This is a genomic window from Citricoccus sp. K5, from assembly GCF_902506195.1.
Classification (GTDB): domain Bacteria; phylum Actinomycetota; class Actinomycetes; order Actinomycetales; family Micrococcaceae; genus Citricoccus.
In genome coordinates, this window is sequence record NZ_LR732817.1 from 2,650,316 (window position 1) to 2,668,898 (window position 18,583).

General features: G+C 69.1%; 18 protein-coding genes and 1 riboswitch. Of the genes, 14 read left to right on the plus strand and 4 right to left on the minus strand.

The genetic code is table 11. The features are described 5' to 3' along the window. Positions 1-86: 86 nt before the first annotated feature. Together BOSE125_RS11875 and BOSE125_RS11880 are read right to left on the minus strand one after the other, a co-directional pair. Positions 87-1,331 (minus strand): alpha-hydroxy acid oxidase, encoded by a 1,245-nt coding sequence (locus BOSE125_RS11875; protein WP_159552781.1) that lies wholly within the window; start codon positions 1,329-1,331, stop codon positions 87-89. A gap of 26 nt (positions 1,332-1,357) precedes the next feature. Further along, positions 1,358-2,467 carry a glutathione S-transferase family protein gene (locus BOSE125_RS11880; protein ID WP_159552783.1) on the minus strand — a complete coding sequence of 370 codons (1,110 nt, stop codon included), beginning with the start codon at positions 2,465-2,467 and terminating at the stop codon, positions 1,358-1,360. An 11-nt stretch (positions 2,468-2,478) separates the two neighbouring features. Here BOSE125_RS11880 and BOSE125_RS11885 point away from each other — a divergent pair, with 11 nt between their 5' ends. From BOSE125_RS11885 to BOSE125_RS11895, 3 genes are all read left to right on the plus strand, one after another. After that, positions 2,479-3,354: an MBL fold metallo-hydrolase gene (locus BOSE125_RS11885; RefSeq protein ID WP_159552785.1), complete on the plus strand. Its 876-nt coding sequence runs from the start codon at positions 2,479-2,481 to the stop codon at positions 3,352-3,354. A gap of 170 nt (positions 3,355-3,524) precedes the next feature. After that, on the plus strand, positions 3,525-4,364 hold the full coding sequence (locus BOSE125_RS11890) for an SDR family oxidoreductase (protein WP_159552787.1): 840 nt from the start codon (positions 3,525-3,527) through the stop codon (positions 4,362-4,364). 27 nt (positions 4,365-4,391) lie between these two features. Beyond that, a complete protein-coding gene (locus BOSE125_RS11895; protein WP_159552789.1) occupies positions 4,392-4,931 on the plus strand; it encodes a universal stress protein in 540 nt (179 codons plus the stop codon). A 17-nt stretch (positions 4,932-4,948) separates the two neighbouring features. Here BOSE125_RS11895 and BOSE125_RS11900 read toward each other — a convergent pair whose 3' ends face one another. Further along, positions 4,949-5,728 carry a GntR family transcriptional regulator gene (locus BOSE125_RS11900; protein ID WP_159552791.1) on the minus strand — a complete coding sequence of 260 codons (780 nt, stop codon included), beginning with the start codon at positions 5,726-5,728 and terminating at the stop codon, positions 4,949-4,951. A gap of 310 nt (positions 5,729-6,038) precedes the next feature. Between BOSE125_RS11900 and BOSE125_RS11905 the strand changes: the two genes are divergently transcribed. The 6 genes from BOSE125_RS11905 to BOSE125_RS11930 are packed head-to-tail and all read left to right on the plus strand — an operon-like array spanning position 6,039 to position 12,528. Then, complete coding sequence (locus tag BOSE125_RS11905) at positions 6,039-7,160, plus strand: TIGR03364 family FAD-dependent oxidoreductase (RefSeq protein ID WP_159552793.1); 1,122 nt, start codon at positions 6,039-6,041, stop codon at positions 7,158-7,160. Between the two features lie 40 nt (positions 7,161-7,200). Then, entirely contained in the window at positions 7,201-8,145 is a 945-nt protein-coding gene (locus tag BOSE125_RS11910) for a phosphate/phosphite/phosphonate ABC transporter substrate-binding protein (RefSeq protein ID WP_159552795.1), read from the plus strand. Positions 8,146-8,158: 13 nt separating this feature from the next. Next, positions 8,159-9,058, plus strand: a complete 900-nt coding sequence (phnC, locus tag BOSE125_RS11915; RefSeq protein WP_159552797.1) for a phosphonate ABC transporter ATP-binding protein — start codon at positions 8,159-8,161, stop codon at positions 9,056-9,058. Then, entirely contained in the window at positions 9,055-10,749 is a 1,695-nt protein-coding gene (gene phnE, locus BOSE125_RS11920; protein ID WP_159552799.1) for a phosphonate ABC transporter, permease protein PhnE, read from the plus strand. The genes phnC and phnE overlap by 4 nt, the downstream gene beginning before the upstream one ends. A 49-nt stretch (positions 10,750-10,798) precedes the next feature. Beyond that, positions 10,799-11,482, plus strand: a complete 684-nt coding sequence (locus tag BOSE125_RS11925) for an HAD-IA family hydrolase (RefSeq protein WP_159552801.1) — start codon at positions 10,799-10,801, stop codon at positions 11,480-11,482. After that, on the plus strand, positions 11,479-12,528 hold the full coding sequence (locus tag BOSE125_RS11930; protein WP_159552803.1) for a zinc-binding dehydrogenase: 1,050 nt from the start codon (positions 11,479-11,481) through the stop codon (positions 12,526-12,528). The genes BOSE125_RS11925 and BOSE125_RS11930 overlap by 4 nt, the downstream gene beginning before the upstream one ends. Here BOSE125_RS11930 and BOSE125_RS11935 read toward each other — a convergent pair. Then, on the minus strand, positions 12,523-14,154 hold the full coding sequence (locus tag BOSE125_RS11935; protein WP_159552805.1) for a mechanosensitive ion channel family protein: 1,632 nt from the start codon (positions 14,152-14,154) through the stop codon (positions 12,523-12,525). The two genes, BOSE125_RS11930 and BOSE125_RS11935, sit on opposite strands and share 6 nt — an antisense overlap. A gap of 103 nt (positions 14,155-14,257) precedes the next feature. On the opposite strand from BOSE125_RS11935, the gene hisD reads away from it, so the two are divergent. The 5 genes from hisD (at position 14,258) to BOSE125_RS11960 (ending at position 18,576) form a co-directional block, all read left to right on the plus strand. Further along, a complete protein-coding gene (gene hisD, locus BOSE125_RS11940) occupies positions 14,258-15,565 on the plus strand; it encodes a histidinol dehydrogenase (protein ID WP_159552807.1) in 1,308 nt (435 codons plus the stop codon). Between the two features lie 122 nt (positions 15,566-15,687). Beyond that, positions 15,688-15,807, plus strand: a riboswitch (SAM riboswitch). A gap of 73 nt (positions 15,808-15,880) precedes the next feature. Then, entirely contained in the window at positions 15,881-16,438 is a 558-nt protein-coding gene (locus BOSE125_RS11945) for a flavin reductase family protein (protein ID WP_159552809.1), read from the plus strand. Between the two features lie 65 nt (positions 16,439-16,503). Next, positions 16,504-16,992, plus strand: a complete 489-nt coding sequence (locus tag BOSE125_RS11950) for an RNA-binding S4 domain-containing protein (RefSeq protein ID WP_256375978.1) — start codon at positions 16,504-16,506, stop codon at positions 16,990-16,992. Positions 16,993-17,240: 248 nt separating this feature from the next. Then, positions 17,241-17,444: a cold-shock protein gene (locus tag BOSE125_RS11955; protein ID WP_115932123.1), complete on the plus strand. Its 204-nt coding sequence runs from the start codon at positions 17,241-17,243 to the stop codon at positions 17,442-17,444. A gap of 127 nt (positions 17,445-17,571) precedes the next feature. Then, on the plus strand, positions 17,572-18,576 hold the full coding sequence (locus BOSE125_RS11960; RefSeq protein ID WP_159552811.1) for an aldo/keto reductase family protein: 1,005 nt from the start codon (positions 17,572-17,574) through the stop codon (positions 18,574-18,576). Positions 18,577-18,583 lie beyond the last annotated feature (7 nt).

Below are 18,583 nucleotides of genomic sequence, written 5' to 3' on the forward strand. Positions count from 1 at the left end.
ACCACTCTGCGAGTCCTACACGCCGTCCACAGCACGGCGCAAGGGCTCTTCTCACCACGCGATACCAGCCGTGGAGACCGTGCCCGTCAGAGCCAGGGGGCGCGGACCCGGCCCTCGCGCCGCAGGTCCGCCACCGTGGCCGCCCCCATGAGCATCATCGCCACCCGGGTCTCCTCGGCGAGCAGCTCGACGGCCCGTTCCACGCCCTGCCGCCCACCGGCCATGAGGCCATACAGGTAGGCGCGGCCGATGAGGGTGAAGTCTGCCCCCAACGCCAGCGCCGCCACGATGTCCGATCCGGTGAGGATGCCGGAGTCCAGGATGATCTCCACGTCCGGGCCGGCCTCGGCGCGCACCTCGGCCAGGGCCTTGAGGGACACGGGAGCCCGGTCCAGCTGACGGCCGCCGTGGTTGGAGACCACGAGCCCATCGGCTCCGGCATCCAGCGAGCGCCGGGTGTCCTCCGCGGTCAGCACGCCCTTGACGAACAGCCGGCCGGGCCACACGCTGCGGATCCACTCCAGGTCCTGGATGGACAGGGTGGGGTCGAACATGCTGCTGATGATGGTCGGCAGGTCTTCCGCCGAGGAGCTGAGCGAGGCGAAGGACAGCGGGTCGGTGGTCAGGAAGTTGAACCACCACTCGGGCCGGTGGCTGGCATCCAGCACCGTCTTGAGGCTCAGCCGGGGTGGGATGGTCATGCCGTTGCGCACGTCCCGCAGCCGGTTCCCCGCCACCGGGGTGTCCACCGTGACCAGCAGCGTTCCGAAACCGGCCGACGTAGCGCGTTCGATCAGGTCCAGCGACCGCTGCCGATCCTTCCAGAGGTACAGCTGGAACCACCGGGTGCCCGGGGTCCCGTGCAGTTGGGTCCCCACGGCGTCGCTCACCTCGGCGACCTGCTCCAGTGAGCGGGTACCCATGGTGGAGAGGGTGAAGGGGATCCCCGCGGCAGCCGCCGCGGCCGCCCCGCCGTCCTCACCCTCAGCGTGCATGAACCGGGTGAAGCCCGTCGGGGCGATGCCGAAGGGCAGCGCCGAGGTGCCGCCGGCGATCGGCGTGCTCAGGTCAGCGGCGGCGGTGCCGTGCAGGATCCGTGGCAGCAGCTCCGTGGCCGCGAAGGCCTCCCGCGTGCGCCGGGCCGTCAGCTCCTGGCCGGCGGCACCGTCCACGTAGTCGAAGGCGGGGCGTGGGGTGCGCCGCTGCGCGATGGTCCGCAGATCGTCGATGTCCGCGGCGCTGGCCAGCCGGGCGGCCCGGCGGTCCAGGCTGGGGCGGCCGAACTGCATCAAGGGCCGCAACTCGGAGATCCGGGGGAACTGCCGTCTCATCGGGTCCTTCCGCTCAGGCTGGGCATTCAGGCCGGGTAGAGGGGATTGTGGCCGGCATCCACTCGTTCGGACTCGCGCACCGGGTCCGGCGCGGTCCCCGCTCCGAACGGCGAGCCGCCGAGCTCCTCGCGTCCGTGCTCGGTGAGCCAGCCGCTCAGGTCCGGGCCCTGCGGCACGATCCCGGTCGGGTTGATGTCCCGGTGAACCTGGTAGTAATGGCTCTTGATCTGCGTGAAGTCGATCGTGTCCCCGAAGCCGGGCGTCTGGAACAGGTCCCGGGCGTATCCCCACAGCGCGGGCATCTCGTCCAGCTTGTTGCGGTTGCACTTGAAGTGCCCGTGGTAGACAGGGTCGAAACGGGCGAGTGTGGTGAAGAGCCGCACGTCGGCCTCCGTGATGGTGTCCCCCATGAGGTATCGCCGGTCCGTGAGGCGCTCCTCGAGCCAGTCCAGGGCGGTCCAGAGACGGTCATAGGCGGAGTCGTAGGCCTCCTGGGAGCCGGCGAAGCCGCAGCGGTACACGCCGTTGTTGACCTCGGTGAAGATACGCGTGACCACTTCCCGCATCTCCGGCAGCTTCTCCTTCGGAAGCAGGTCCGGTGCGCCCTCACGGTGGTACATCTTCCACTGGGTGGAGAAGTCGAGGGTCATCTGCGGGTAGTCGTTGGTCACCACGGCGCCGGTGGGGATGTCCACGATCGCTGGGACGGTGATGCCACGCGGGTAGCCGGGGAAGCGCTGGAAGTAGTTCTCCTGGAGGCGTTCGGTGCCCAGGACGGGGTCCTTGCCGCCCGGATCCAGGTCGAAGGTCCAGGACCGCTCGTCATGGGTGGGGCCCGGGGTGCCGAGGGAGAGGACGTCCTCCAGCCCCAGGAGCCGGCGAACGATGATGGCGCGGTTGGCCCAGGGGCAGGCCCGGGCGGCCACCAGGCGGTAGCGGCCGGGCTCCACCGGCCAGGCCTCAGCGCCTTCGGTGAGGCCGCCCTGCGCGCGGCCGATCTTGTCTCCGGCGACCCGCGGCGCAGCCAGCGCGGCAGCCGGGTCAGCGACGATCCGGTCCTGGATGTAATTGGTGTCCCGGGTGAATTCCTGCCCGGCCATCACGTAACTGCCCTGTCGGTTCTCGTTCTGGTCCATACACTGAGCCTATGGCCTCCACCGCACCCGCCCCAGAGCCACAGCCGGAACAGCCGCCGGTCCCTTCATCCACATCGCAGGCTGACTCGCACCTGACCGCCTCCGTACTGGCGGACAACCCCTCGGGCATGACGCTGGAGGGCACCAACACCTATCTGATCGGAGACCCTGAGGCCGAGACCGTGGTCGTGGTGGACCCGGGTCCGGTGGAGGGTGCCGAGCAGCACCTGGAGGCCGTGCTCGAGGCCGCACGGGGCCGCCGGATCGAGTTGATCCTCGTGACCCATCACCATGGAGACCACACCGGCGCCGTGGACCTCTTCGCCGCGCGGACCGGGGCTCCAGTCCGCGGCGGCTCCCCCGACTGGTCGCGCGGCGGGGAACCCCTGGTTCCGGGCGAGCGGATCCCGGCGGCCGGCGTCGTGATCACCGCCTGGCACACGCCCGGCCACACCTCGGATTCCTTCTCCTTCGCCCTGCCCGACGACGGCGCGGCCGGCTCGGTGCTGACGGGGGACACGGTGCTGGGCCGGGGGACGACCGTGATCGATCACCCGGATGGCACGCTCGCGGACTACCTTCGTTCGCTGGAGACCCTGATCGCCCTCGGCGACGCCACGGTGCTGCCGGCCCACGGCCCCGTCCTGCCGTCCATGGCGCAGGTCGGGGCGATCTACCGCAACCACCGTCAGCAACGCCTGGATCAGGCCCGCCAGGCGCTGGCGGGCCTGGAGGAGGGGCAGCGGAACACCTCCTCGATCGACGAGCTCGCCCGACTGCTCTCCCACACCGTGTACCCGGACATCGACGAACGCGTGCGACCCGCCGCCGTCAAGTCCCTGTCCGCCCAGCTGGCCTACCTGGAGAACGAGTCTGACCAGGGCTGACGTCGCCTGCTGCCGAGAGTGTCCAGACTGTGATCTCCCGCGCCGCCGATCTGCCGCCATTCGGGGAGTACGCGCGAATATCATGGGACGCGGAGACCCCACCTCCACCACCCCCACCTCCCGAGTACTTTTCGGCAGTCGGACGACAGTCATGAAGCAAGGCGGACCACGTGGCAGAACAAATCGATGAACGCGCACTCCAGCAGGACGAACTCGTCCCGCCCGGGACCTCGTCCCGGGGCACCGGACAGACGATCCTGATCACCGGAGCCACCGCCGGGCTGGGTGCGGAATTCGCCCGGCAACTCGCCGGGCAGGGCCACCACCTTGTGATCACGTCCCGCAACCCCCTCCAGCTGGTAGCCAAGGCCCAGGGCCTCGAGGCCCAGTACGGCATCAGCGTGGAGACCCTCACCACGGACCTGTCCACCGCCGAGGGTGTTGACGTGGTGGCCGCCCGGTTGCGCCAGCGAGAACAGCCCATCACCATGCTCGTGAACAATGCCGGTTCAGGCCTGGCCACCGAGTTCCACGAGAGTGAGTCGGAGGACGAACTGGCGATGCTCAAGCTGCTCGTCGAGGCACCGATGCTGCTCTCCCACGCCGCCATCCAGGCGTTCCTGGCCCGCGGCGGCGGCCGGATCATCAACGTGTCCTCCGTGGCCGGATTCATCCCCGAGGGCAGCTACGGCGCCGCGAAGGCCTGGTCCATCAGTTTCAGCCGCTGGGCCAATACCCGGTACAAGCCTGACGGGGTCACCATCACAGCCCTGTGCCCGGGGCCGGTGCGGACCGAGTTCCACACCCGGGCCGGGATCGACACCTCCAAGAAGCCCAAGTGGGCGTGGATGGATGCCGAGGACGTGGTCCGCGAGGGCCTGACCGCTGCCGCCGAGGGCCGGAGTGTATGCATCCCCTCCCGCCGGTATCGTTCCCTCATGGCCGCCGCCCGGTTCAGCCCGGATGCCGTGGTGGAACGGTTCAGCCGGATCGAGCCCAAGGCCAGATAGCCCCTGACGACGAGAGGAGTACCGACCGTGACCATCCTCGTCGGTTACACGGCCAGCAAGGAATCGAAGGCGGCGCTCGAAGAGGCCATCCGCATCGCCCGGTCCACCCATGAGGGCCTGCTCGTGGTCAACGCGGGACCCGGCGGAGAGCACAAGCACGACTCCATGGTCACCGAGGACCAGCAGCTGGAATTGCAGACCCTCCTGGACTCCACCGGCCTGTCCGCCGAATTCCGCCAATACGCCCGTGGCCGCTCGACGGTGGACGAGATCAAGGACGTGGCGGACGAGGTCCAGCCCTCCGTCGTGGTGATCGGCCTCAAGCGCCGTGGCACCTTCGGTCGATTCGTCATGGGCTCCGTCTCGGACGGGCTGCTCAAGGAACTCGACCAGCCCGTGCTATGCGTCAAGGAGAATCCCGCCAAACCCTCCGGCGTGGTCCGCGATGCGCCCTCCCAGGACATCGCCGCCGCCCCGGAGCCGCGGGCCCTCGCGGAGGCCCCGGACATCACCGATGCCCCGGACGGCACTGCCACCGCCAGGACGGACACCGGCCCGCGCCGTTAGCCACTCGGGCCGGCACGTCACGCCCCCGGCTGCAGAACCTCGGGCTCTCGGGCCGACACCATGGTCAGCGGCGAGGGATTGCCGCGGGTGGCGGTCAGGGTGAAGCTCGCAGTGCCCGGCAGATACCTGTCATCCGAGGCCTCGACCGGTGCGCCCGTGCGGGTGAAGGCCCGGCGGCGCACCCGGAGCAGCGGCGTCCCCACCGGGACCTGCAGCAGGTCTGCGTCATCCGGGTCAGCACCGATGGCGTCGATGGTGCGGGTGGCATGGTGGATGTCCACCCCGGATTCGATCAGCCGCTGGTAGATGGACCCGGAGTCCGTGTCGAAAGACAGGACATGCTGCCCCACGTCGAGGGGGTAATTGAGGCGCTCGACCATGGCCGGTGCCCCGTCCAGGAGACGCAGCCGGAACACCGAGACCACCGGCGCGCCGGCGTCCAGGTCCAGCGAGGCGGCCAGAGCGGGCCACGCCGGGCCTCGGGTGACGGTCTGCGTGGCCTGCCCCGGCTCGAAGCCCGATTGACGGCACCACTCGGAGTAGGAGATCACCCCGTCGAAGGATTGGGTGGGAACATCGTCCAGAACTGTCGACCTCCGTCCTCGGCCTGAGGTGATCAGCCCCTCGGTGCGCAGGGTGGCCATGGCCTGGCGGACCGGCCCGCGGGAGGAGGTGAACCGTTCGCAGAGCTCGGATTCCGAGGGCAGCGGGTCGCCCGGGACGAACTCCTTGCGGTGGATGGCGCTCCGGAGATACGCGGCGATCTCCTCATGTTGCTGACGTGCGGCAGTAGTCATCGTCGCCTCGGGCTCCCCTCGAGCTCAGCAGGGCCAGGCGATGATGCCGGCGGCCCCGGGTGCGGTGGTCACGTGGGTTCCCCGAGTGGCGTTGTCCCGCCGTCCAGGAAGCTGTCCCACGAATGAAGCCTATCTATACATCATCGAGACGGGCCATAGGGCGATCATAGACGGATCGTCGAGCGATCCCCGGCAGGGTCGAAATGAGACTCAGACCAGGGCTTTCTCGGGAATGTCCATCCGGTGAACAGTCGTCAAACTTGTCTATATATGGCCTTTTCGGCACCGCCGCGTCCCTACGATCATTTGTATGGACAACTCTTCCGACCTCCTCGTGATCGGCTCCGGAATCATCGGGCTCGCCACGGCATACCGCGCCCACCGACAGGGCCGGACCGTCCGTGTGATCGACAGCAACGACCGCCCCGTCGGCGCCTCCATCCAGAACTTCGGCCATGCCTGCTTCACCGGCCAGGGCGACGTTATCCAGCCCGTCGCCGAGCGAGCGCGGTCCGGCTGGCTCGAGGCCGCACGCGAGGTCGGGTTCTGGGCCGCTGAATCCGGCACCCACGTCCCGGCCATGACGGAGCTCGAGCATCAGGTGCTCCGCGAGTTCGCCGAGCACCGCGGCCCGGAGCAGGTCCGTCTCCTCGCGCGTGACGACGTGGCCGGACGCATCGGACACCCTGGCCTTCCCGCGATCGGGGGCGCCCACCTCCCCCTGGACCTGCGGGTGAATCCTCGCGAGGCGGCTCCTGCCTTGGCCCGCTGGCTGTCCGCCCGGGGGGTCGACTTCGTCTGGGGCACCCGGGTCACCGCCCTCTCGGACGGGAGCGTGCAGACCAGCCGCGGCGACTTCACGGCCCGGCAGGTCGTGGCGTGCCCCGGAGACCAACTCGGGCAGCTCTTCCCCGAGACGGCAGCACGCCATGGAGTACGGGTGTGTACCCTCGTCATGTCCCTCATCGAGCGGCCCACGGCCGTTCCGGCGGACCTGGCGTTGCTCACGGGCACCTCGCTGGCCCGGTACGACGGCTTCGGCGCCATGCCCTCGATCGGGGCGCTGCGCCGTGAACTCGCCGAGCGGGAGCCCGAACTCGTGGGGTGCATTGCCAACCTCATGGTCACCGGCATCCCGGACGGCCTCCTCATCGGGGACAGCCACGCCTATGCGCACAGCCCGGAGCCCTTCATCGACGAGGACCTGGGCCGACTTCTCCTCGACCGCGCCAGCGCGATCCTGGGCATCGGGACGCCGGTGGTCCGGCAGCGGTGGCTCGGACGGTATGCCGACAGCGCCTCGACCAACCTCATCCTGGAGCGCCCCGACGATCGCACCACGGTTGCCGTGGTGACGTCCGGCATCGGCATGACCCTCTCCTTCGGCATTGCCGACCTCGTTCTCTCCGGCGAGTCCGTCCTCGGGTACTGACCGTCCCCTCCCCCTGATTTCCGACCCCGAAAGGCACCCCGTGAAGAACGTCCGCCGCACCTCCCCCACCCTCCGCACCGCCGTGATCGCCGCGACGGCGGCAGCCGCCATTCCCGTTCTCGCCGCCTGTGGCTCATCAGGGTCCGCCGACACCCTGACCTTCGCCGCCATCCCGGCCGAATCCTCCGCCTCGCTGGAGAGCGACTACTCCAACATCGCCCAACTGATCGAACAGGAGACCGGGATCAACGTCGAGTTCCAGAACGCCTCCGACTACGCGGCCGTCATCGAGGGCCAGCGCGCGGGCCAGATCGACATCGCCTCCTATGGCCCCTTCTCCTACGTGATCGCCAAGGATTCCGGCGTGAACCTCGACCCTGTCGCCGCCCCCACCAGTGACCAGGACCAGGCACCGGCCTACACCTCGCTGGCCTACGTGGCCGCGGACTCAGACATCCAGGATCTGGCGGACCTGCAGGGCAAGAAGGTCTGCTTCGTGGACGTCGCCTCCACCTCGGGGTATCTGGTGCCCATGAAGGGGCTGCTGGACGAGGGCATCGACCTCGACGCAGATCTCGAAGCCGTCCTGGCCGGCGGACACGACGCCTCCCTGCTGTCCTTGGACTCCGGTGCCTGCGACGCCGCCTTCGCCCACGACACCATGCTGAACACGCTGGTCACCTCCGGTCAGATCGAGGAGGGCGCCGTGCGCCCCGTGTGGGAGTCGGAGCCGATCATCGAGGATCCGATCGCCCTGAACCTGGACACGATCGAACCCGACGTGGCCGAGCAGATCACCACCGCCCTCCGCGAGAAGGGCAACAAGCCCGCACTGGTGGAGGCCGGCATCTGCACCTCGGAAGAGGAGTGCGAGCTGCCAGAGGAGATCGGGTACGGCTACCTGCCCGTCGATGATTCCGATTTCGAACCCATTCGCGAGATCTGCGCCGCCACCGACGCAGACGCCTGCCACAGCATCAACTGACAGGACCCAGACCATGTCTGCCCAGAACACCACCCTGGACCGCCCCGCCCGCCATCTCGACTCGGCCCCGAGCACCGCCGTCCGCCTGCGGGACGTCACCAAGGACTTCGGCGGCGGAGTGCTCGGTCTCGACGGTGTCTCCCTCGAGTTCAACACCGGCGCCATCACCGCATTGCTGGGCCTGTCCGGTTCCGGCAAGTCCACCCTGCTCCGGCATCTCAATGGACTGCAGCGGCCTTCCGCCGGCACCGTCTCCGTCCTCGGCCAGGATGTGGCCTCCCTGCGCGGTGACTCCCTGCGGTCGCTCCGCCGGGAGGTCGGGGTGATCTTCCAGCACTTCAACCTCATCGGGCCCATGTCCGTGCTGGAGAACGTGTGCACCGGGCGTCTGGGGTCCCTGAAGGGCCCCCGGCTGTCCCTGATGATGTACCCCAAGGCGGTGCGTCAGGAGGCCCTGGACAAGCTGGATCGTGTGGGCCTGGCCGATCGCGCCTTCCAGCGTGCCGACACCTTGTCCGGCGGGCAGCAACAACGCGTGGCCATCGCCCGGGCACTGATGCAGCACCCCCGGATCCTCCTCGCCGACGAGCCGGTGGCCTCGCTGGATCCGGTTTCGGCCCGCGAGGTCATGTCCCTGCTCCAGGAGATCTCGGCCGAGAACCGCCTGACGGTCATCACCTCACTGCACCAGGTCCAGCTCGCCATCGATTTCGCCGAGCGCATCGTCGGGCTGCGCAGCGGCAGGGTCGTGCTGGATCAGTCCACCGACGGGTTGGACGCCGCCGAGGCCTCGAAGATCTACACCAGCGTGTCCGGCGTCGGGCCGAACGGCCTGGGCAGTTCAAGCAGTCCGGGCGGTCAGGACGGTCAGGACGACGGCGACCCCAGGCACGCGCACGGAGGCCACGCATGAACACGGTGACCGCCCCGGCGCCTCCCGCAGACCTTTCCCGCCGGCCCGCACCGAAGCCGAGGAACATTGCCCCCGCCGTGGTCCTGATAGCCCTGCTGGCAGCCGGGGTCTGGTCGGTGGACGCGGTGGGCATCAACGTCCAGGCCATCGCCAGCTCCCTGGACAATGCCGTGGCCTTCACTCAACGGATGTTCCCGCTGGACTTTCCTCCGCTGCCGGAGACCGTGGGGATGGTCCTGGAGACCCTCGCCATCGTGTTCCTGGCGACCTTTCTCTCCGTCGTCCTGTCCGTTCCGTTGGCCCTGGCCGCGGCCCGGGCCACTGCCATGGGACGCCTCTCCCAGGGGGCCGCGCGCACGCTGATCGTCCTGGCCCGGGCCGTCCCGGACCTGGTGTTGGCGATCGTGTTCCTGCGCCTGTTCGGCCTGGGCGCCACCGCAGGAATCCTCGCCATGGGCATCCATTCGGTGGGCATGGTCGCCAAGTTGTACGCGGACGCCATCGAGGAGCTCGACGACGGCCCGCGGGAATCGATCGAAGCTGCCGGCGGGCATCGGCGCCAGCAGATCGCCGCAGCCATCCCGCAGGTGCTCCTGCCGCAGATGGTGGCCACGGCCTTGCACCGGTTCGACATCAACCTGCGAACCTCCGTGCTGCTCGGCTACGTCGGCGTGGGCGGCATCGGCCTCGCCATCGCGGATGCGCTGCGGACCCTGGACTACCAGCGCGGCATGGCGCTGGCCTTGCTCGTGCTCGGCCTGTGCATCGCCATCGAACTGCTCTCCGGTGCCATCCGGGCCGCGATCATGAAACGATCCGGTGGCGCGGTGCGTGGGGGGACCTGGACTGACAAACTCTTCGCCGCCGGTGTCACCGGTGCTGACCGTGCGGCCGGCGCGGGTCCCACGGTGCGGCTGACTCCCCCGTGGACGGCCGCACGCGCCCAGCGGTTCCTCTCCAGTGCCCTCATCCTCGTTCTGTTGGCCGCCTCGCTCTGGCGAGTCGACAACTCACCGGAGGCCCTGTGGCAGGGACTGCTGTCCCTGCCCGAGACCCTCGGCCTGTTCCTGCCACCCTCCGCCGGTGGCACGTGGGACAGCGTGATGGAGCAGTTGCTGCTCACCGTCCAGATCGCGTTGGCCTCCACTCTGATCGGTGCGGTGCTGGCCGTGCCGATCGGCATCCTGGCCGCCAACAACGTGGTCGCCAACCGGGCCGTCAGGACCTTCTTCCGCGTCCTGATCGTGGTGGTGAGGGGCATCCCGGAGCTGATCCTGGCCATCATCTTCGTGGTCATCTCCGGGCTGGGCGGAGTGGCTGGCACCCTGGCCCTGGCCGTGGGTGCGGTGGGTCTGCTCTCCAAGCTCGTGGCCGACTCCCTGGAGGAGACCGATACCGAGGTCCAGGACGCCATGCGCACCGCCGGCGCCTCGGAGGCGCAGGTCTTCTTCGCTGCGACGCTCCGGCAGGCCGCTCCCGCGTTCATCGCCCACACGATGTACCTGCTGGACTCCAATATCCGCGCCGCCACCCTCCTCGGTGTCGTCGGCGCCGGCGGCATCGGCTTCCTGCTCCTGAATGCCTCCCGCGTGAACCAGTTCGACGTGGTGACCCTGATCCTGATCCTCATGGTCGTCGTGGTCCTGGCGGTCGAGGCCCTGTCCATGTGGCTGCGCCGGGCCGTCCGCTGATGCCCGCTGCAGGCACCCGATTCCACCCCCACCAGAAAGTGAGAACACCATGATTGAACTCGCCATCTTCGATATGGCCGGCACCACCGTCAATGACCGAGACGAGGTCTATCGCGTCCTGCGCGCATCCACCGAGCGATTCGGTGCGCAGTTCTCGGATGAGGAATTCCAGCAGTGGATGGGCACCGAGAAACGCTGGGCCATCACGAACCTGTTGCAGATCGGCGGGGTGGAGGCCGACGAGGCGCTCATCGAGGAGGCCTGGACCTGGTTCCGCACGGAACTGCGCCGGACCTACACCGAGCACCCCCCGGTGCCGCTGGCCGGCGTCGAACAGGCCTTGCGAGACCTCAAGGCGCGCGGCGTCAGGATCGGCCTGACCACCGGCTTCTCCCGCGAGATCACCGATCTGATCCTGGACGCGATCGGCTGGAGCGGGTCCGATCTCATCGATCTCTCCGTCGCCGGTGACGAGGTCCCGGCCGGCCGCCCCGAGCCGTTCCTGATCCAGGCCGTGATGGAACGCCTCGAGGTGTCCGAGGCAGCGGCCGTGATCAGCGCCGGCGACACCGCCGCGGACGTGGAATCAGCCCGACGCGCGGGCGTCACCTCCGTCGGCGTGCTCACCGGGCACCTGTCGCGCGCCGACTTCGAAGCGCTGGAAGCCGACCTCATCCTCGCCTCCGTGGCGGATCTGCCCGCGCATGTCGTGATGTCCGGAGCCTCCCGGTGAGGGAGACGGCCACGGCCGTCCTCTGGCGCGGCGGCGCGGAATTCCAGTCCGTCCAGGTGCCCCTGCCCCAACCTGGACCCGGCGAGACCCTGGTGCGGCTCACGGCTGCCACCGTCTGCGGCTCGGACCGGCACACCGTCAGCGGACGCCGCTCCTCGGCCTGCCCCTCCGTGCTGGGGCACGAGGGCGTGGGAGTGGTCCTGTCCACTCGAGGCGGTCACACCGTTCAGGGCCTACCCCTCCATGAGGGTGACCGTGTGGTCTTCGGCGTCACGAGTTCCTGCGGGCAGTGCGCCCCGTGCCTCCGTGGCCTCACGGCCAAGTGCACCACCGTGCAGAAGGCCGGTCATGAGCCGTTCGAGGGCGAGTGGCCCTTGTCCGGGACCTATTCCAGCCACATCCTCCTGCGCAGCGGCCAGGCCGTGGCCCAGGCACCCGCGGTCCTCCAGGACGGAGTGGCTGCGACCGCGGGGTGCGCGGTAGCCACCGTGATGGCCGTCCTCGAGCGTGCTGGTGAGTTGCGCGGCCGCCGGGTCCTGGTCAACGGAGTCGGCATGCTGGGTCTGGTGGCTGTCGCAGCGGCCCTCGACCGCGGTGCCTCCGAGGTCATGGCCGTGGACCCGAACGCGGACCGCCGCCGGCTGGCCGAGGGACTCGGTGCCGCGACCCGGCCTCCCGGGCGCGGGTCTGAGCCCGGGAGTCGAGGCACCGTGGACGTGTCCCTCGAGCTCTCGGGGGCGCGTGCCGGCATCCAGACCTGCATCGAGGCCTTGGGCATCGGCGGCACCGCCGTACTCGCCGGAAGTGTTGCCCCCGTGGACGCCGTCGAGGTGGATCCTGAATGGATGGTGCGTGGGTGGCGCACCATCACCGGAGTCCACAACTACGAGCCACGGCACCTGCAGGAGGCGGTCGACTTTCTGGGAACGGCGGGGCGAGCGCTGCCGTGGGATCACATCCTGGACGGGCCCATTGCCGCAGACCAGCTGGCCGCGGAGTTCCGCAGGACTGACGTGCAGCGGCTGCGCACCGTGGTAGCCCTATAGCCGCGGAGTCTCATGGTCACGTTCCACAGCCTCGGCGTCAGTCGTCTCGGGATCCACGCCCTCGGAGTCAGCGGCCTCGGCGGCCTTCTCCTTCCGTTCGGCGAAGGCCGCCTCGCCCGGGCCGGCGAACTCGCGGTTGCGTTCCACCGCGGTGATGGATCCGGTGAACACCGTGGAGTCGTCGCTGGACCGGGTCAGGGGCGTGGAGCCCGTGACGGCTGCGGTGGTCCCGGTGGTCGGCTGTTGACCCGTGACGGGATTGACCTGCGGTAGGGGGCTGGTGGGGGTCCGCGGTGGAAGCGCGGCAGCACCGGACGCCACGCCACCGGACGCGCCGCCGTCGTGATCCTGTCCCGCCGGCACCCCCGTGCCGGGCGCGGCTGCACCGGGGCTGACTGCGCCGGTCTCGGCGCCGAGGGGCGCCAGGGAAGGCGCCTGCACCGGCGTCTCGGCGAAGCGCTGCGCGTAGATCGCCTCGGGGTGCTCGCTGCGCAGGAAGTTGACGAGGTCCTCCCGCACGAGGCAACGCAGGTCCCACAGATCACCGGCGTTGCGGGCGGAGACCGCCACCCAGAGCTTCACCGTGCCTCCCAATGCCTCACTCACCTGGATGGTGCTGTCCTTGCCGTCCCAGAGCTCGGTGGAGGCGAGCAAGGCCTTGAGGCGTTCGCGGGTGGCGTCTACCGGAACCCGCCAGTCCACGTCGATCTCCACGGTCCCGGACAAGGCAGACCCGGTGCGGGTCCAGTTCTCGAACGGGGTGGTGGTGAAGTGGCTGGAGGGGTAGATCACGCGGCGCCCGTCCCAGATCTTGACCACCACGTAGGAGAGGGTGATGTCCTCGATGGTGCCGTAGACCCCGTCCGCGGTGACCACGTCTCCCACGCGGATCGCATCGGTGAATGCCAGCTGGATGCCGGCGAACACGTTGGTCAGGGTGGACTGCACGGCGAGGCCGGCCACCACGGAGATCACGCCGGCCGAGGCCAGCAGGCCGGCGCCCACCGCGCGGACCTGGGGAATGGTCAGCAGGACGATGGACACGGCGATGACGATGACGGCGGCCTGGATCACGCGCCGCAGCAGCACGGTCTGGGTGCGGATCTTGCGGTCACGGCGGTCGTCCACCCCTTCAGAGGCGTACTTGCCGAGCAACCGCTCTTCGACGACCCGCACGACGCGCAGCGCCAACCAGGCGAGGGAGCCGATGATGCCGGCCATCAGCAGGAAGCTCACGCCGTTGAACCAGGCATAGGCGGAGGCGGTCAGTCCGAGGGCGATCCGCACCGCCAGCAGCACCGCCGCGACCGCCACCGGTACCCGGCACCGGGCGACCTGGTTGCGCAGCTGTGGCTTGCGGCGCAGCAGGGCGTTGACCAGCAGCCAGGCGACCACCAGCACGGCCAGCGCGAACGCCACGGAGATCGCCACCGTGGAGAGCATCCCCCAGAACGGTCCGAGCGAGTCGACGGCGCCTTCGGCCCCCTCGCGGACGCTGTCCTGCATGTTCTCCGGGGACCCGCTCGGTTCCGCCGTCGGCTCGGAGTCCAGTCCCGCCCCGGACGCGAGGACGGTGGTGGTGGGCGGAGCGGTGAACAGATCGGTGAAGAAGGACAAACTCGGCATGGCCCCAGTCTGTCATCTGGTTCTCGGACGTTCCTGAACGGGGGGAGAATGGACGCTGGACCACCGGAACCAGCCGATCCCTCGGAATCACAGGAGCCATCCCATGCTTGCCACCACGGACCTGCGCGGCCGCACCTACGATCCCGCCACGGTGCTCCCACGCGCCGAGGTCGATGTGGCCGCCGCCGTGCCAAAGGTGATGCCGATCCTGGACCGGGTGCGTACCGAGGGGGCTCGCGCCGTGCTGGATCTCGGCGAGCAGTTCGATGGGATCCGGCCGCCGTCTTTGGCCGTGCCGGCCGAGAAGCTCGCCGAGGCGCTCGAGTCGCTGGACCCGGAGGTCCGCTCCGCCCTCGAGGAGGCCATCGACCGCGCCCGCAAGGTGCACGCCGCCCAGGTCCCCGCGGGGTCGGAGGTGGAGCTCGGGGAGGGGGCCGTCGTCGAGAACCGCTGGGTCCCGGTGAACCGCGTGGGCCTCTACGTTCCGGGCGGCCGTGCCGTCTACCCCTCCTCCGTGGTGATGAACGTGGTCCCGGCCCAGGCCGCCGGCGTCACCTCGCTCGCGGTCGCCTCCCCGCCGCAGAAGGACTTCGGCGGCCTGCCGCACCCCGTCATCCTCGCGGCCTGCGCCCTGCTCGGCGTGGACGAGGTCTACGCCGCGGGCGGCGCCCAGGCGGTGGCCATGTTCGCCTACGGGGTGGCGGACGACGACGGCGCCCGAGTGTGTGCCCCCGTGGACATGGTCACGGGGCCGGGCAACATCTACGTGGCAGCCGCCAAGCGCGCCCTGCTCGGCACCATCGGCATCGATGCGGAGGCCGGACCGACCGAGATCGCCGTACTGGCCGACGGCACCGCCGACGCCCGGTGGGTGGCCGCCGACCTCATCAGCCAGGCCGAGCACGATCCCATGGCCGGCTCCGTGCTCATCACCACCTCGCCCGAGCTGGCCCGGGATGTGGCGGCCGAGATTGAGAGTCAGGTGCCGGGAAGTCTCCACGAGGAGCAGATCCGCCAGGCCCTGGGCGGCCCGCAGTCGGGGATCCTGCTCGTGGGGACCCTGGACGAGGCGCTGGCCGTGGCCGACGCCTACGCGGCCGAGCACCTCGAGGTCCACACCGTGAACCCCCTGCAGACGGCCCGCCGGGTGTCCAACGCCGGCGCCGTGTTCGTGGGCCCGCATTCGCCCGTGCCGCTGGGGGACTATTCCGCCGGATCCAACCACGTGCTGCCCACCGGTGGCTCCGCCCGCTACTCCTCCGGGCTGAACACGGTGAGCTTCCTGCGCCTGCAGCAGCTCATCCGCTACACGGAGACGGGGCTGAAGGAACTGGACACCAAGATCTCCTCCCTGTCCACGGCGGAGGGGTTGCCGGCCCACGGCGAGGCTGTCTCCCTGCGATTCCGCTGACCCGCTGCCTGATCCTCAGCGGCTGCTTCGCCCCATTGGCATGCCGGGGCGAAGGTCACGGGGGTTCACAGTCCGAGAAACCCTTTGACCGCTCCGGAAGTCCGTCGTTAGTGTGGACCCAGAATCATGAGTTCCCGCTGTTACAGCCCTGGCTTGCGGGACGGCAACCCTCTTCACGCAGTAGTGGGGTGCTCCAGGTGAGGATTCGGCCTACCGGATGCCCCGGCAGGCAAGTACCGCGTTTCTGCTGGTGCCGATCGGGACGTTCCCGTGGCGTGCCGCCGTGCAGATTCGCCTTCGGACGGAGGACCCACCATGACCGCCCTGGCTACCCACGACCTGCAGCAGGCCCCCGGCCTCGACACTGACCTCAACCGAGATCTGTCCACGCCGACTCTTCGCTCGGCCTTCTCCCACTTCCCCTCCGGCGTGGCGGCGCTCGCCGGTGTCGCCAACGGTTCGAAGGAGGGACTCGTGGCCTCGTCCTTCACCGTCGGGGTCTCCCTCGAGCCGGCGCTGGTCTCCTTCGCCGTACAGAACACCTCCCGCACCTGGCCCCGGCTGAAGCAGGCCGAGCGGATCGGGATCTCCATCCTCGGCGAGGACCACACCGACGTCTGCCGTCAGCTCGCGTCCAAGGAGGGGGACCGATTCGCCGGCCTGGACATCCGGTCCACGGACGAGGGCGCGATCTTCCTGGACGGCGCCGCCCTGTGGCTGGACACCACCGTCTACTCCGAGCTGCCCGCCGGTGACCACACCATGGTCCTGCTCGAGGTGCACGGCGTGCACGATCACTCCGCAGAGCACGAGCCGATCGTGTTCCACCGCTCGGCCTTCCGCAATCTGCGCACCGCCGAGGGAAACCAGTAGCCTCACGTCCTTCCTCCCAGCGCCCCTCGGGGGCAGGCGTCCGGTCCGGAGGTAGGATGTCCGGCATGCCTTCCGCCACCCCGTCCGCGCGGCGTCCAGGTTCGGCCGCAGGCGCGGGCACCGCGGCGGCCGGCTCGGTCCGCTTGGATGCCTGGCTCTGGGGCGTGCGCATGTACAAGACCCGTTCGGCCGCCACCACGGCGTGCCGGGCCGGCCACGTCCGCCTCAACGGGCAGCCGGCCAAGGCCGCCCAACCGGTCAAGCCGGGCGACACCATCCGGTTGCGGCTGCCCGGACGCGAGCGGATCCTCGAGGTCACCGGCCTGGTGGCCAAGCGGGTCGGCGCTCCGGAGGCTGTCCGGCACTACCTCGACCACTCCCCGGAACCCGTGCCCCGGGAACTGCTGGCCGTGCCCCGCCGAGACCGGGGTGCAGGCCGGCCCACCAAGCGAGACCGGCGCCAGCTGGACCGGCTCCGCGGCCGTGCCGCTCCTGAGTCTGACGCAGAGCCCGATCTCGATCTCAGCATCGATCGCGGCCTCGATCGCCAGTGAGCTGCTGGACCGATGATGGGCTCAGATGAACACCGGGAAAAGAATGCCCACAGTGGAAATTGAGGGCTTCAGTTCCGCGGTTTCTCCCGTATTATGTGACACAGAAGTAGTAGTAGCAGTAAGTCCGTCACCACTGCGGACCGGTTGGCCCTCGGGCCGTTCGGGGCGTTGTAGGAAGCGGTTTCGCACACGCCGCTTCGCCCCCGTCGGAAGACCGACGGGTTTACAACCTCAGGAAAGGGCCCATCATGGCTACCGGTACCGTCAAGTGGTTCAACGCAGAGAAGGGCTACGGCTTCATCTCTCCGGACGACCAGTCCGCTGACATCTTCGTTCACTTCTCCGCCATCGAGGGCAATGGCTTCCGCGAACTGCAGGAAGACCAGAAGGTCGAGTTCGAGTCCCAGCAGGGCCCCAAGGGCATGCAGGCTGCTGCAGTCCGCCCGCTCTGATCGAGCTCGCCTGAACCCTTCAGGCTCCAGAACGGCCACTCTCCCCTCGGGGACGGTGGCCGTTCTGCTGTGACCAACGCGCCATGTCAGCGCACCACTGAAACGGAATCCGGTCTAGGGTACAACCATGAAATTTCGTTACCTGGGCCACAGCGGGCTCAAGATCTCAGAGATCATCTACGGCAACTGGCTCACCCACGGCTCCCAGGTGGAGAACGAGACGGCCCATGCCTGCGTGAAGGAGGCCCTGGCACAGGGCATCACCAGTTTCGACACGGCGGACACCTATGCGAACACCAAGGCGGAGAGCGTCCTGGGTGAGGCCCTGAAGAACGAACGCCGGGAGTCCCTCGAGGTGTTCACCAAGGTCTACTGGCCCACCGGTCCCAAGGGCCACAATGACACCGGCCTCTCCCGCAAGCACATCATGGAGTCCATCAACGGATCCCTTCAGCGTCTGGACATGGACTACGTGGACCTCTACCAGGCCCACCGCTTCGACGTGGAGACCCCGCTGGAGGAGACGATGCAGGCATTCGCAGACATCGTCCGCGCCGGCAAGGCCCTCTATATCGGCGTCTCCGAATGGCCGGCGGACAAGATCCGGGAGGCCCACGCCATGGCCGCCCAGCTCGGGTTCCAGCTCATCTCCAGCCAGCCCCAGTACTCCATGCTGTGGCGCGTCATCGAATCCGAGGTCATCCCAGCCTGTGAGGACCTCGGACTGTCCCAGATCGTCTGGTCCCCCATGGCCGGCGGCATCCTCACCGGCAAGTACCTGCCCGGACAGCAGGCTCCGGAAGGATCCCGAGGTGCGGATGAGAAGGGCGGAGCGCGTTCGATGGCCAGCAAGATGACGGACGAGGTCCTCACTGCCGTCCAGAAGCTGCGCCCCATCGCGGACGGGCTCGGCGCCACCATGGGTCAGCTGGCCATCGCCTGGGTCCTGTCCAACCCCAACGTGGCCGGCGCCCTGGTCGGAGCCTCCCGCCCCGAGCAGATCGCCGAGAACGTCAAGGCACTGGACCTCACCTTGGATGAGGCGACGATCGGTGCCATCGACGCGGCCATCGGCCATGTCGTCACGGATGACCCCTTACTCGTGTCCGTCCCGGAGGGCCGCGCCGCCTGACCCCTCC

What these genes read in the sequence shown, in the direction of transcription:
- hisD (WP_159552807.1), top strand. Translation starts at nt 14,258, where the DNA reads ATGCTTGCCACCACGGACCTGCGCGGCCGCACCTACGATCCCGCCACG.
- BOSE125_RS11925 (WP_159552801.1), top strand. Translation starts at nt 10,799, where the DNA reads ATGATTGAACTCGCCATCTTCGATATGGCCGGCACCACCGTCAATGAC.
- BOSE125_RS11945 (WP_159552809.1), top strand. Translation starts at nt 15,881, where the DNA reads ATGACCGCCCTGGCTACCCACGACCTGCAGCAGGCCCCCGGCCTCGAC.
- BOSE125_RS11935 (WP_159552805.1), bottom strand. Translation starts at nt 14,154, where the DNA reads ATGCCGAGTTTGTCCTTCTTCACCGATCTGTTCACCGCTCCGCCCACC.
- BOSE125_RS11960 (WP_159552811.1), top strand. Translation starts at nt 17,572, where the DNA reads ATGAAATTTCGTTACCTGGGCCACAGCGGGCTCAAGATCTCAGAGATC.
- BOSE125_RS11900 (WP_159552791.1), bottom strand. Translation starts at nt 5,728, where the DNA reads ATGACTACTGCCGCACGTCAGCAACATGAGGAGATCGCCGCGTATCTC.
- BOSE125_RS11875 (WP_159552781.1), bottom strand. Translation starts at nt 1,331, where the DNA reads ATGAGACGGCAGTTCCCCCGGATCTCCGAGTTGCGGCCCTTGATGCAG.
- BOSE125_RS11955 (WP_115932123.1), top strand. Translation starts at nt 17,241, where the DNA reads ATGGCTACCGGTACCGTCAAGTGGTTCAACGCAGAGAAGGGCTACGGC.
- BOSE125_RS11905 (WP_159552793.1), top strand. Translation starts at nt 6,039, where the DNA reads ATGGACAACTCTTCCGACCTCCTCGTGATCGGCTCCGGAATCATCGGG.
- phnC (WP_159552797.1), top strand. Translation starts at nt 8,159, where the DNA reads ATGTCTGCCCAGAACACCACCCTGGACCGCCCCGCCCGCCATCTCGAC.
- BOSE125_RS11880 (WP_159552783.1), bottom strand. Translation starts at nt 2,467, where the DNA reads ATGGACCAGAACGAGAACCGACAGGGCAGTTACGTGATGGCCGGGCAG.
- BOSE125_RS11885 (WP_159552785.1), top strand. Translation starts at nt 2,479, where the DNA reads ATGGCCTCCACCGCACCCGCCCCAGAGCCACAGCCGGAACAGCCGCCG.
- phnE (WP_159552799.1), top strand. Translation starts at nt 9,055, where the DNA reads ATGAACACGGTGACCGCCCCGGCGCCTCCCGCAGACCTTTCCCGCCGG.
- BOSE125_RS11950 (WP_256375978.1), top strand. Translation starts at nt 16,504, where the DNA reads ATGCCTTCCGCCACCCCGTCCGCGCGGCGTCCAGGTTCGGCCGCAGGC.